At 28.7% G+C, this 12,810-nt stretch carries 16 protein-coding genes; all 16 read right to left on the bottom strand.

Annotation, left to right across the window (positions count from 1 at the left end; genetic code table 11):
- Positions 1 to 31 precede the first annotated feature (31 nt).
- The 16 genes from BP769_RS07435 to BP769_RS07360 all read right to left on the bottom strand — a co-directional run bounded on the left by BP769_RS07435 (position 32) and on the right by BP769_RS07360 (position 12,701).
- On the bottom strand, positions 32 to 556 hold the full coding sequence (locus BP769_RS07435; protein WP_409197709.1) for an inorganic diphosphatase: 525 nt from the start codon (positions 554 to 556) through the stop codon (positions 32 to 34).
- A 66-nt stretch (positions 557 to 622) separates the two neighbouring features.
- A complete protein-coding gene (locus BP769_RS07430) occupies positions 623 to 976 on the bottom strand; it encodes a PIN domain-containing protein (RefSeq protein ID WP_409197710.1) in 354 nt (117 codons plus the stop codon).
- A gap of 86 nt (positions 977 to 1,062) precedes the next feature.
- A complete protein-coding gene (locus BP769_RS07425) occupies positions 1,063 to 2,289 on the bottom strand; it encodes a translation initiation factor IF-2 subunit gamma (RefSeq protein ID WP_413862348.1) in 1,227 nt (408 codons plus the stop codon).
- 256 nt (positions 2,290 to 2,545) lie between these two features.
- Entirely contained in the window at positions 2,546 to 2,929 is a 384-nt protein-coding gene (locus tag BP769_RS07420) for a 30S ribosomal protein S6e (protein WP_409197712.1), read from the bottom strand.
- A gap of 96 nt (positions 2,930 to 3,025) precedes the next feature.
- On the bottom strand, positions 3,026 to 4,813 hold the full coding sequence (infB, locus tag BP769_RS07415; RefSeq protein ID WP_413826026.1) for a translation initiation factor IF-2: 1,788 nt from the start codon (positions 4,811 to 4,813) through the stop codon (positions 3,026 to 3,028).
- A gap of 175 nt (positions 4,814 to 4,988) precedes the next feature.
- The gene (gene ndk, locus BP769_RS07410) at positions 4,989 to 5,447 is read right to left on the bottom strand and encodes a nucleoside-diphosphate kinase (protein ID WP_409197714.1); all 459 of its coding nucleotides are present in this window, start codon (positions 5,445 to 5,447) and stop codon (positions 4,989 to 4,991) included.
- Positions 5,444 to 5,605: a 50S ribosomal protein L24e gene (locus BP769_RS07405; RefSeq protein WP_409197715.1), complete on the bottom strand. Its 162-nt coding sequence runs from the start codon at positions 5,603 to 5,605 to the stop codon at positions 5,444 to 5,446. Before BP769_RS07405 ends, ndk begins: the two co-directional genes overlap by 4 nt.
- 79 nt (positions 5,606 to 5,684) lie before the next feature.
- Positions 5,685 to 5,894, bottom strand: coding sequence for a 30S ribosomal protein S28e (locus tag BP769_RS07400; protein ID WP_409197716.1), 210 nt, complete (start codon positions 5,892 to 5,894; stop codon positions 5,685 to 5,687).
- Between the two features lie 46 nt (positions 5,895 to 5,940).
- Complete coding sequence (gene rpl7ae / locus BP769_RS07395; RefSeq protein WP_413826029.1) at positions 5,941 to 6,309, bottom strand: 50S ribosomal protein L7Ae; 369 nt, start codon at positions 6,307 to 6,309, stop codon at positions 5,941 to 5,943.
- Positions 6,310 to 6,773: 464 nt separating this feature from the next.
- On the bottom strand, positions 6,774 to 7,241 hold the full coding sequence (locus BP769_RS07390; protein WP_409197718.1) for a hypothetical protein: 468 nt from the start codon (positions 7,239 to 7,241) through the stop codon (positions 6,774 to 6,776).
- A 364-nt stretch (positions 7,242 to 7,605) separates the two neighbouring features.
- Positions 7,606 to 7,836, bottom strand: a complete 231-nt coding sequence (locus tag BP769_RS07385; RefSeq protein ID WP_409199093.1) for a histone family protein — start codon at positions 7,834 to 7,836, stop codon at positions 7,606 to 7,608.
- 138 nt (positions 7,837 to 7,974) lie between these two features.
- Positions 7,975 to 9,174, bottom strand: a complete 1,200-nt coding sequence (thrC, locus tag BP769_RS07380; RefSeq protein ID WP_409197719.1) for a threonine synthase — start codon at positions 9,172 to 9,174, stop codon at positions 7,975 to 7,977.
- 220 nt (positions 9,175 to 9,394) lie between these two features.
- Positions 9,395 to 10,105 (bottom strand): stage II sporulation protein M, encoded by a 711-nt coding sequence (locus tag BP769_RS07375; protein WP_409197720.1) that lies wholly within the window; start codon positions 10,103 to 10,105, stop codon positions 9,395 to 9,397.
- Positions 10,106 to 10,128: 23 nt separating this feature from the next.
- The gene (locus tag BP769_RS07370; RefSeq protein ID WP_413826037.1) at positions 10,129 to 11,220 is read right to left on the bottom strand and encodes a tryptophan--tRNA ligase; all 1,092 of its coding nucleotides are present in this window, start codon (positions 11,218 to 11,220) and stop codon (positions 10,129 to 10,131) included.
- Between the two features lie 20 nt (positions 11,221 to 11,240).
- Positions 11,241 to 11,756 (bottom strand): tRNA-intron lyase, encoded by a 516-nt coding sequence (gene endA / locus BP769_RS07365; RefSeq protein WP_409197722.1) that lies wholly within the window; start codon positions 11,754 to 11,756, stop codon positions 11,241 to 11,243.
- A 225-nt stretch (positions 11,757 to 11,981) separates the two neighbouring features.
- Positions 11,982 to 12,701: an iron dependent repressor, metal binding and dimerization domain protein gene (locus BP769_RS07360; RefSeq protein WP_409197723.1), complete on the bottom strand. Its 720-nt coding sequence runs from the start codon at positions 12,699 to 12,701 to the stop codon at positions 11,982 to 11,984.
- Between the last annotated feature and the right edge of the window lie 109 nt (positions 12,702 to 12,810).

Raw genomic sequence — 12,810 nt, 5'->3', positions numbered from 1 at the left:
TTTCTCTTTTATTATTTATAATTTCTCTGTTTTAGTATTTTTCTTTATACATATCGATAGAACGTACTAATTCTGTTTTTGCAGCATCAATATCTTCCCAATCTAAAACATCTACTTTTTTACCTTGTAAATTTTTATATACACTGAAGAAATGTTGTACTTCTTTTTTAAATGCTTCAGGCACATCATCAATATTTTGTATTTCTGCAAATCTTGGATCATCTACAGGTACTGCAAGTATTTTATAATCTTTTTCTCCAGTATCAATCATACCCATTATACCTACAGGTCTTACTTTTAATAAGCATCCTGGGAATGTTGGTTGTTGCATCATTACTAATACATCCATTGGATCGCCATCATCATAAGTTGTTTGTGGTATGAAACCATAATCTGCTGGGTAATGTACGGGAGAATATAATACTCTATCTAATTCAAATGCTTCAGCTTCTTTATTATATTCATATTTGTTACGAGAGCCTTTAGGAACTTCAATTATTGCATTGAATTCGTCTGGTATGTTTTCTCCTGGTTTTAAATCTTTCCATAAATTCATTTTTTTGCCACCATTATCTTTTTTGTCAATAAATATTTTATTTAATATTAGTATGAAATATTTTATTTAAATATAACCATCTACTGCTACATATCTTTTTTGTCTTAAGTAAACGATCGTTCTTCCTTGATTTTTAGCCCTTTGTTTTAATTCTTTATCGTTTGTGGCTAAAACTTTACTTACTCTAATCAAAGCATCGTCTACAGTTTCTTTTTCTTGTAATGATATGTTTTTTATTTTTATTTTAGATGATTGTGCATATTTTAAAGCTAATCCTGCTTCTACCCTAGTTTTGCCTTTTTGATTTCTTTTTAAACCTTTTAATTCATTGATAACGAATTGAGGGGTTGTTAATTTATAAGAGGGAAAGGCTTTTTCAAGTTCATCAATTATATCTATATTGAACTGAAAGGGAATCATGAAAAATTCGTATCTAATATTATTTCTTTTTGATTTTCCATGATATTTAATACCTCTTATATTTATATATTGTATTAAAAATTTTTTTATTGGATAATACCGAAACCTATTAATCTCCAACGTGCTCCAACTCTACGACTTAGTGCTAATCTGTCACCACTATCTGCACATACAGGGAGTTTTAAGTTTACGTGGAAATCATCACCGGAAACTTCATCTACTACTCCAATTGTAGTAGTTGTTCCACAATTTATCATTAATGGTTCATGTAATTTAATTGGGGAAACTTCTCTTTCTTCTTTAGTACCAACTACACGATCTAATAAGTTTGCTTTCATATTGAAGTTATGTAATACATCTGGTAAGGAACCTTCTTTACCTGCAACAGAACCGGATAAAGTATCAGCTTTTGTTAATGATGGATCAAGTTTTGTAGCTACTCCTATTAATCCTCCAGGACCTACTTCTTCAACATGTTGTCCACCTACTTCTAAACCAACAATTTCACTTTTAAGATTAATCCATTTAGAATGTTTACCTTCACCGATATTGATTCCTGGGCGGATTTCAATAGTGTCTCCAACTTTAAGTTTTCCTTGAATGAGACTTCCACCTATAACTCCTCCACGAAGTTTTTTAGGAGGTGAACCTGGTTTGTTTATATCAAATGATCTTGCTACATACATACGTGCAGGTTTTTCAATATCATGTTCTGGAGTTTTTATAACTTCACCCATAGCTTCAATTAATATATCCATATTTGCTTCTTGTTGAGCTGAAACTGGGATGATTGGTGCGTTTTCTGCACAGGTACCTTTTACAAATTCTTGTATTTCTTTATAACTTTCAATTGCTCTCTTTTTTGGGACAATGTCTATCTTGTTTTGAACAACAACTACATCTTTTACTCCAATTACATCTAGAGCCATTAAGTGTTCTTTTGTTTGTGGTTGAGGACATTTTTCATTTGCAGCGATTACTAATACTGCACCATCCATTATAGCTGCACCAGATAACATGGTAGCCATAAGAGTTTCGTGTCCTGGAGCATCAACAAAAGATACTTGTCTTAAAAGTTCAGTTTCACTTCCACAATGCTCACAAGTTTTTTTAGTAGTATAACATAAAGGCTCGTCACATTTTGGACATTTTCTAAATTCTATATCTGCATATCCTAATCGGATAGATATTCCTCTTTTAGTTTCTTCACTATGAGTGTCTGTCCATACTCCAGATAATGCTTTGGTAAGAGTTGTTTTACCATGGTCGACATGACCCACTAAGCCTATGTTTACATCAGATTGTACTGTCACAGATTACACCTGCTAATTATTTTTTTTATTTAATTTTTTTATTTCGTATATAAGTGATAAAAAAAGGAATTGTTTTAAAAAAAACTATTACCCTCTTTTTTTATAATCGTTAAAATTCTATTTATATATTTATTATTTTTTAAATTTATATTATTGTATAAATTATAATTATTATATTTAATTTAAATTCTTTTTAAGAGTTTTCATTAAATAAAATTAAAAATTTAATTGAAAAATAGTTAAAAAAATATTATAACTATTCTTCAGCTTCTTCTTCAGGATTTAAGATTTCAGCTAATGATTTGCTACCATTTTTAGTAACAATAGTGTTAATTTGAACTATATCATCAGATATGACGTTTCCTCTTAAAGTTTTTCGTCTTTTAACACCATTATTTTTTGGATTGTAACCTACTCCATTAGATAAGAGACTTCTAACTCTTCTTGGTCCAGAAATATCACGTCTCATAGGGAAACCGTTTTTATCACTACCACCAGTGAGTTTAAGAGTGTATCCTTCTAATCCTATGACATTACCATCGAATTCTTCACCAAGAGATAAGCCTACAATTTGTTTAGCATCTTCAGCTTCAACTTGATAAGTTTCTGCTTTATCTGAAACAACTATTTTGAATGCCAAATAAATTCCTCCATTATTTTTTTTAATTTTTAAAATGTTTAATAATTTTAGTAAAATGATTTTTCTAATATAAAATTAGAAAAATTATTGTTAAATTTATTCAAATAAACCGAATTTACCCCATTCAGAATCATCTTTACGTTTAATACGTACAAATTCTTCTAAACAAGCTAATTCATCATCATTTAATTTATCCTTGAATTTTCTTTCAATAACTTTAAAATGTTTTTCAGGAATATCCACGTATAAGCTATCTCCCTCTTCAAAGTCTTTACCTGCAATAGCATCATTAACTGCCATTGCAACTTGTTGACCACGACTCATACTTGGTAAAGTTTCACCTTTATCTTCCATACTAGCTATTGAACCTACTTTATTACCATTTTCATCCATTAAAATATAACCGGGTTTTACAGTACCATTTAAAACTTCAATACCGCAAATAGCAGGTTTTGATTGTCTGAAAATAAGTTTAGGAAGAATCATAATTTTAGCTGGTTTTATTAAAGAATCAAGTAAATGTTTTTTAACAGCACTCTTTCTTTCTTCTAACCAATCATGATGATCTTCAGTTAATTTATAAATTACATTACCTTGGAATAATTTAAGAGATGTTTCTTCAAGTTCTCTTCTTGCTTTTGGATGAACATCAACATTAAAAGCAATAATTACCCCATGATCAGGATCTTCTTTTTGTGAGATAGATGCTTTAATAACATCCTTTTTATTAACATCTCCAATATCTGCAGATCTAATTGGAATTTTTTCTTGATTAAGTATATTAACAACTGCTTCAAGTGAACCTAAAGTATCTGCTTTAACTAAAACACCATTTTCTTCAGTGTCTATAGTGATATCTTCAATTTCTTTTAGGATTTCTTTTTTAACATCTTCTTCATCATTAATAACACGTAAAGGTGAACCAGACACTACATCTTCTAAGTTAGGTGCTGCTATTTTAACTCCTGCTGCAGCGACAATTTCATCAACTTTTTGGAATCTTTTCTTAGAATCTCGCATTTCTTCTAAAGGATTTGGTTTAAGTATAGATCTAACATTAGTTGTTAATATCTCATTTTTAAGCATTAAAACTATTTCATCATTAGTTCTTAAAACCCCATCATAAATGATAGTGTCAATTGTCATTCCTAATCCTGTTTCTTCTTTAACTTCAAGAACTGTACCTTTAGCAGGTGCATTTTCATGTATTTCTAACTGTTGTGTTAAATATTCTTGAGCTAAACCTAAAAGCATTGCATTTAATTCTATTATTCCTTCACCAGTGCTTGCACTAACTGGAATTATTGATATTTGACTTGCATAGGAGCTTATTCTATCAAATCTTTCTGATTGAAAACCTAATTTATGTAGTTCTCCAACAAGTTCATACAGTTTTTGATTAAGATCTTGTTGCACACTAGGTGCTTGTTCTTGAAATGATTGTGTGAATGAATTTCCCGGATGGGATTCCCAACCAAATATTTTATCAATTTTATTAGCTGCAACGACAAAAGGGGTTTTATACATTTTAAGGATATTTATTGCTTCAATAGTTTGAGGTTTAAAACCTTCATTTATATCCACTATAAGTATTGCTAAATCTGCTAAAGCTCCTCCACGTTTTCTTAGTGATGTGAATGCTGCATGTCCTGGAGTGTCTATGAAAAATAAACCTGGAATTGTATCTTTAATAGAGAGTTTTGATATGAAGTTTCCACAAATATCTTTAATAGTACTTATAGGAATTTCTGTTGCTCCTATATGCTGTGTAATTCCACCAGCTTCTCTATCAGCCACAGTACTTCCTCTGATATAGTCTAGTAGTGTGGTTTTACCATGATCTACATGACCTAATACAGATATGATTGGTGATCTTATCTTCATTTTTACTCCACTCCTCTTTAATGTTATTTTTTTAATAGTTTCCTCATCAAAAAAAAAGTCTTTTCTTTTTTTCCGTAAAATTTTTTTTTTATTCTCTAAAAAATTAATTAATATGATTTATTAAATTTTTTTGAGTTTTTAATGATGTATGGGTTTGTATAATTAAAATATTAGATTATAACTCTTCATAAATCCAAGTGTTATCTACCATATCATAATCTACTATTTCATCTTCATTAAAGAATAAACCAATTTCTCTTTCAGCAGATTCCGGTGCATCTGAAGCGTGGATTATGTTTCTTCCAGTTTGGATTCCATAATCTCCTCTGATGGTTCCGAGTTCTGCTTCTTGAGGATTAGTTGCGCCAACCATTTTTCTGATTAAGCTTATTGCATCGTCTCCTTCAATGACCATTGCAAGTACAGGGCCACTAATGATGTAATCTACTAAATCATTAAAGAATGGTTTTTCACTGTGTTCTCCATAATGTTCTTTAGCTAAGTCTTCACTTATAGTCATTAGTTTTATTGCTTTTAATTGGAGACCTTTTTCTTCAAATCTTGTTAATATTTTACCCATTAAGCGTCTTGCGACTGCATCAGGCTTCATCATTACAAAGCTTTTTTCCATCATTCTTTAACCCATTTAACTTTTCTTGGAACTCTTCCAAGTTGTATCATATTTTTTTCACATTTACTACTACAAAAGAAATAGATGCTTCCATCTTTTTTAACGTACATTTTTCCAGTACCTTCTTCTATTTCTTTGTTACAGAATGAACAAGTTCTCATGTTCTTACACCTTCTAAATATATTATAGATTAAGCAGTTAATATTTTGAACCTTAAAATTAAATAAATTTTATTTAAATTTATGGGGTTCTAATTTCTTTAGCTTCTCTAATTGTGTCGAGTAACATCAAAACATCTCCCTTACGTACAGGGCCCATGATGTTTCTTGTTAAAATTCTTCCTTTGTCTCTTCCATCGAGAATTCTGCATTTTACTTGCATGATTTCTCCAGTCATACCAGTTCTGTGTAAAACTTCTATGACTTCTGCTGGAACTCCTTCGTCATTCATTTTTTTATCCTCCTGTTTATATTATACTGGAAAACAGAGAATGTGATTATTCTTTGAGTTCAGCGACTTTTTCAACAATTTCGTTTACTAAATCTTCTGCTTCACCTGCATCTACAATACAAGCTGATGCGGTTCCAACGCTTAATCCTGCAGCTCCACCGACTTTTTCTTTAGTTGGTAAGTATGCGTAAGGAATTTCGTTTTCTTCTGCGAGTACTGGTAAATGTGCTACAATTTCAGCAGGATCTACATCTTCAGCGATAACGACAAGTTTTGCGTCACCTCTTTCAATAAATTTAGTTACTTCGTTAGTTCCTTTTGCTACCTTTCCGGTATTTTTTGCTGATTCTAAAGCTTCTTCGGTTTTTTGAGCTATTTCTTCTGGGGTGTCAAATTTTACATAAATGTTTGCCATATTAATTTACCTCCTTTTTCATCTGGCGTGAATTTTTTGCCATCCATCGGCAAATTATTATAACTGCACAGTTTTAAAATAAGTATTTTTTCTGTGGTTATAATAATCAAAACAGTGACTTTTTTAATATTTTATTAAATTGTCACAAATATTTAGTTTTAATCTATAACTCATGAAATTATATTCATATCACTAAATAATATAAACCATTAATTTATTTTTTTGTTTATATATTTTCAATGAATATTATTAGTAAAAATTAGCTAATAATATATTTTCTAAAATTTAGGATTTATGAAATAAATTCTAGAGAACTAGACAATATTAAATTTAGTTGTTATACCTTATATACTTAACTCTTTAAGGATTATAAAATATTTAAAAAAAGAGTGAATAAATTTTTTAATAATCCTTATATTATGTATTATATAGGATTATTTAAATTTTTTCATTAAATTTTGAAATTATGAACTTTCTGGGGATTGAACTCTTCCAGGAAATTCAAAATTAAAGAAGTATTCTGCTAATTTAATGCTTAAAGGCATTACTAATGCAGTTACTAATAAGTATGCAACAACCCATCTAAACGGCCATCCAAAAATTAGTATACTTAATGGCATTCCACCAAATACATAAGCTAATATAAAAGGCATTATAAATGATTCACATAAACTTATGAAGAAAGCCACAGGATTCCATAACTTACCATGTGGAGGGAATGTGAAAAAGTGTTGCGCAAGTCTTAAACTTACAGGAATAACTACTAAGTTAACTGTAAAATAAGCTATTATCCATCTGATTACCCATTGGCTGAAAAGTGTATATAAACTCATATTACCAAAAGGGACTGCTACTATAAGAGGCATTAAAAGTGACATAAATAAACTTATGAAAAATGCCATAGGGTTCCATATTCTATTTTTTATACTCATAACATATATTTTCCAATTATTATCTGTATTATCTTACAGCATTATTACCTAAATATGATAAAAATTAATAATGATTAAATTAAAATTAAAAGAAATTATTTTAAATAAAATATTGAATTTTTATTATAAAAAATTAGGGTAATGATCTATTATTTATTAGAAATTAAAATAAATCTAAATGATATACATAATTAATTATGTTTTCAGATATTATATACTTTATGGTTATATGATGAAAAAGAGAGAGTATAAATTTGATTAAAAATTTTTATTAAAAAAAGAATATTAAAGATTTTAAAGTAAAAGTTGGAAGGAAAAATGAAAATATAATTAAATCTTCATTAATCCTAAATATTAAATAAACTTAGCAAGTTTTAGTTGCTAATTTAATATCTTCAGCTTTTACAGTTTTTCTACCAGCGTGGCGAGCATATCCAACAGCTTTTTGAGAGATACCTTCTCCACATTCTTCGATTACTTCAGCTAATGCAATTTTTGCATCATCAGATACTCTTTCAGCACCAGCTTTTTTTAAAATTCTGCCTATTGGGGCAATTGGTAATTCACTCATATTTTTCACCTCATTTTTAGTAATAAATATAATAATTTCTTATATATAAATATATCGAAAAAATAGGGCTTAAGAGTAAATATTCTAGCTAAAAAATATTTAAAATTATTATAAAGATACAATTAATTAAAAAAAATAGAAAAAATAAAGGAAAATAGAAAATTACTTATTAAGTAAAAGTTCTTTAATTTTATTTAAATCTGCACTAACTTCCTTAGGTTTAGTACAAGCATTAATAGCAGTATTAGGATCTTTAAGTAAATGTCCAGTGACAATACATACTACTTTTTCACCTTTATCAATTTCACCTTCATTAACTAAACGTTTAACCCCAGCAATACTTGCAGCACTAGCAGGTTCAACACCAACCCCTTCTTTACGTGCCAGTTCTAATTGAGCTGCTAAAATTTCATCATCAGAAACAGTTTGAGCAAATCCATTACTATCATATATTGCATGTAAAGCTTTAATACTACTTACAGGTGCACCAATACGTATAGCAGTAGCAACAGTTTCAGGATTTTCAACTGGAGTCATTTTCATAGTATGTTGATTGAAAGCATTAACTATTGGACATGCTCCTTCTGCTTGGATTCCTGTCATCATAGGTAAATCATCAATAAAACCAGCTTCATGGAATTCTGATACACCTTTCCATATAGCTGAAATATTACCTGCATTACCAACAGGTAAAACAATACGATCAGGAGATTCCCAACCAAGATGATCTACAACTTCATAACCTATAGTTTTTTGTCCTTCTAATCTGTATGGGTTAATACTATTTAATAAGTATAAATATTTTTCTTCAGCTAATTGTGTCATAGCTTTTAATGCTTCATCAAAGTTTCCATCTATACTTACTACTTCTGCACCATGGAACATTGCTTGAGCTAATTTACCAAGAGCAACTTTACCTGAAGGTAAGAATACAATACAACGTTTTCCAGCACGAGCAGCATAAGCTGAAAGAGATGCTGAGGTATTACCAGTACTTGCACATCCAACAGTATCAACACCAAGTTCCATTGCTTTAGTCATACCGAGAGTCATTCCACGATCTTTAAAACTTCCAGTAGGATTAGAACCTTCAACTTTAACATATAAATCTATACCTAATTCTTCACCTAAAGTAGGGCATGGGACAAAAGGTGTTCCCCCTTCATCAAGAGAAACTTTTTTATCAGCATCAACAGGTAAAAATTCTTTATATTTCCATAAATTATCTCTTCTACCTTCAAATGTTTCTTTTGGAATATCATAATCTTCTGTTACAACTTCTAAGATTGAACCACATTTTTTACAATTGTAGATGATTTCATCATCATCATATTCTTCTCCACAGGATACACATCTTATCATTTTTTATCACTTTCAAAATATTTTTTTTGTAAGATTTTATTAAATAAAATTAATAATACTTCATTTGTTATTTCATTTTTTCATAATATAAAAAACTATTCAAAATTTAAAAAAAATTTTTTATTATGATATTTTTAAGCTTAAAGATTTAATAAAAGTTGAAAATAAGTATTTGAAATTAAAAGAAAAATAAAAAAATAAATTATTAGAGATTTATTTTTTATACAGATCCAAAGAAATATTTAAAAATTGTGAAAGCTAAAGGTTTAGTGATATTAGCTTCAACAAATGCTGCAATCATTAAAAGCACTACTGCAACAATAAGTAAAATTATAGATTGTTTAAACATTTTACCATTTTTTCTCCAAGACATTTTAAGTGTTTCTTTTAATGTAATTTTATCTTGGTTGTATACTGGATCAAATATTTCAGTATAAGTATAATCTGGAGATATTAAATTAATTAAGAATTTTATAATAAATGCTAACATTACAAATCCACCAGAACTTGCTATAACTAATGCAGGAATTTCAAATATTCCATGAGGGAGTATAAGTAATAAATATAATATTATTTGGTTATGTGCATTGTATATTGCAGCATAAAATCCTATTAGTAATGCATTTACAATTATAGCTAATATTCCAAATACACCCATTAGTAATGATCCCACATATATTGTTAATGTAGCTATTACATTATTGTAGTATAAACTATGAGTAGTTAATGTTACTTGTCCTGAACTAATTCTTTGTTGGAAAGTTTGAACTACTGGATTCATCAATGTTTGTAAGTTTGCTGCAAAGAAAAACCCTATAAGTGCTGTGATTATAAATATTGCAGCTATTATTAAAATTATATATTTATTTTCAGTGAATGCCGCTTTTACTTCTCTTCCAATTATTTTTAGATAATTTTTTATATTTGTCATTATATTAAAAACCTTTATTATTTTTAGAATAGTGTTTTAGCTATTTCTTTTGCTTCTGGTTGTTTTTCATGTAAGTCTTCAAAGAATTCTTTCATTAATTGACTGGTTCTTGCTTTACAAGCTCCACAAAGTAATGTTCCATTTTTACAATCTTCATGGATTTTATTTAATTCCTTATCAGAATCAATGAGGTGGTATACTAACATTTCATAAATTACACATTCATCTGGTTTTCCACCTAATTCTTTTTGTTCTTGTAAACTTTCTCTTCCACCTGTTTTTGCTGTTTTTACTTTCTTTTCAGCCTGTTTTGGTGTATCATTTAAATATATTGCAGTTTTTGGTTTACTACTTGACATTTTTCCACCAGTTAATCCTGTGAGGAATCTGTGGTATGTGCTTGCTGGTGGTTTGAATTTGTATTCTTCATTCATTTTATCCGCAATATCACGTGTTAATCTAATATGAGGGTCTTGATCAACACCTACAGGTACAACGACTTGTTTTGGCCCTCCATTTTCAGGTATTTGTGGGAGTAATATGTCTGCTACTTGTGTTAGTGGTGCATATAAATGTGCTAAATTTGTGGATTGTGTGAATCCATAAATTGCTTTCATTTCATTGAAATTGGATCTTTTACTGATTTTGAATGTTAAATCTTTTAATAAGTTATTTTGTGATTGTAAATAAACATTTATTTTTTCATTAGTTAAGTCCAATCCTAATGCTATATAATTTGTTAAGTATTCGTTTATTGCTATGTCTTTTGCTTTTTCTAAACTTATTCCTCTTGCTGCATATGATTCCATATCTGCAATAGGTAATGATAATGTTGCACCTTTATCCGCATACCATTTTAATTGGTCCACTACCATTTTGTGTCCTATATGCATTTGTCCACTTGGCATCATTCCAGTCACTACTGCAAATTCTTTTTTTTGGTTTGCTAATGGTATTATTTTATCATAGTCTCTGTGTCCGAATATTACTCCTCTTCTCATTAATCTTGAGGGTTCATTTATTTTTCCTATAATATCTTGGAATTTTTTTATTCCGAATTGGTTTACAAGTTTATCATAATCTACTTGTGATGATGCCCATGGGTCTATTAACATGAAAATTTTACCTCCTTTTTTTATGGTCTTGTCCATTCTACATTATAATATGTTATATCGTGGTCTTCGTCTACTACTGCAAGTAATAATTTCTTATTAACACCATGTGCTACTCTTATATAGCTTGCAAAGTCTAATGCGTGTATGTCATAAGATTCATATAATACTTTAACTAAATAGTCAGAATGTCCTGCACCTGGTTGTCTTCCCCGATCGTATAATCTGAATTCAGATCCATATTTAAATCCGGTTTTTATAATATATCCTCTATCTTTTAAATCTTTATATACTATATATTTTCCAAATAAATCTTGGTTTTTAATTAAAGTTAAGATTTGGTCTTGAGTACATTTTTGATTGTTTTTATAAATGTCTATTCTTCCATTTTCCATTAAGTATAATGCTTCTATTAGAGATAATTCTAATTTATCTTCACTTAATTTCCCAAATCCACTTTTTTGATTGAAGCTTATGGCTCTTTTACTTTCATTATCTATTTTTATTGTTACTGTTTTATCAAATAAGTCGGCACGCATATTAAAGTACAACCTTTTTTTATTATTGTTAAAAATTATTTCATTATCATTTTTTTATTATAAGAATTAGTTAAGAAAAAATTTTTTAATTAATTTATTTGTTTATTCTTTTATACTTATAAAAATTTTTAAAGATAAGTGGGTGGTTTTATAATTATTTTTTCTTTAAAAACTTTTAAATGGTTGTTAAATTAAATGGTGAAAATTTTATTTAACTATTATTATTTAGTTTTCTATTTTTATAAAGATATTGTTTGAGATTTCTGGTTTTAATATTTTTTGTTTAGAATTAACCAGGATATTTATGACATTGCTTGTTTCATCTTTTTTATTGAATGAAATTTCTGTTCCTATTGCTATGCCTTGACTTAATATTTTTGTTAATGTTTCTTCATCTCCTCTTATGAATAAAACTGTGCCTTTTTGTTTTGGTAAGAGATCAATTATACTTATAAGATTTTCATTTCTTATTCCTACTTCTGCAATATCTTTTGTGTTTTGCATACATTCTTCACAGTTTTCAAAGTCGAAGTGGCATGGAGGGATTAAATGATTATCTGGACATACATCGGGATATTTTAACATGTGACATAATGCTCTTTCTGCTTCATCTGATAATGCATGTTCCATTGCACATGCTTCTAAGTGAACATTTTCATCTTTTATTTTAAGAATATCTTTTAAGAATCTTTCAAGTATTCTATGTTTGCGTGTAATTTTTTGAGATACTGTTAATCCTTTATCGGTTAATATTGCACCTTTGTATGGTATATATTTAATGTATCCTAATTGTTCTAACTTTTTTAGCATTTGAGTTACACTACCTGGTGCTATATTTAGGTTTTTGGAAATTGTGGTAGTGGATACATGGTTTTTGTTTTTCCCCTCTTTGTATAAAACTTCTAAGTATTCTTCTATATTTTCACTAATATCTTTTGTTGACATTTTATTGATTAATACCCTCTTGAAATTTTTTTAAATAGTAGATATATTATAAAATAAAGTATATAAAAGTTTTGGTTAACCTAAACTTTTAATTAATGTATGAAAATCA

It is taken from the genome of Methanobrevibacter sp. UBA417, from assembly GCF_002508845.1.
Lineage (GTDB): Archaea > Methanobacteriota > Methanobacteria > Methanobacteriales > Methanobacteriaceae > Methanobrevibacter_A > Methanobrevibacter_A acididurans.
This window is presented reverse-complemented; position numbering and strand designations above follow the sequence as displayed.

Coding starts and splice junctions, on each gene's coding strand:
- BP769_RS07435 (WP_409197709.1), bottom strand. CDS start 556: ATGAATTTATGGAAAGATTTAAAACCAGGAGAAAACATACCAGACGAA.
- BP769_RS07430 (WP_409197710.1), bottom strand. CDS start 976: ATGATTCCCTTTCAGTTCAATATAGATATAATTGATGAACTTGAAAAA.
- infB (WP_413826026.1), bottom strand. CDS start 4,813: ATGAAGATAAGATCACCAATCATATCTGTATTAGGTCATGTAGATCAT.
- ndk (WP_409197714.1), bottom strand. CDS start 5,447: ATGATGGAAAAAAGCTTTGTAATGATGAAGCCTGATGCAGTCGCAAGA.
- BP769_RS07405 (WP_409197715.1), bottom strand. CDS start 5,605: ATGAGAACTTGTTCATTCTGTAACAAAGAAATAGAAGAAGGTACTGGA.
- BP769_RS07400 (WP_409197716.1), bottom strand. CDS start 5,894: ATGAATGACGAAGGAGTTCCAGCAGAAGTCATAGAAGTTTTACACAGA.
- rpl7ae (WP_413826029.1), bottom strand. CDS start 6,309: ATGGCAAACATTTATGTAAAATTTGACACCCCAGAAGAAATAGCTCAA.
- BP769_RS07390 (WP_409197718.1), bottom strand. CDS start 7,241: ATGAGTATAAAAAATAGAATATGGAACCCTATGGCATTTTTCATAAGT.
- thrC (WP_409197719.1), bottom strand. CDS start 9,174: ATGATAAGATGTGTATCCTGTGGAGAAGAATATGATGATGATGAAATC.
- BP769_RS07375 (WP_409197720.1), bottom strand. CDS start 10,105: ATGACAAATATAAAAAATTATCTAAAAATAATTGGAAGAGAAGTAAAA.
- BP769_RS07370 (WP_413826037.1), bottom strand. CDS start 11,220: ATGTTAATAGACCCATGGGCATCATCACAAGTAGATTATGATAAACTT.
- endA (WP_409197722.1), bottom strand. CDS start 11,756: ATGCGTGCCGACTTATTTGATAAAACAGTAACAATAAAAATAGATAAT.
- BP769_RS07360 (WP_409197723.1), bottom strand. CDS start 12,701: ATGTCAACAAAAGATATTAGTGAAAATATAGAAGAATACTTAGAAGTT.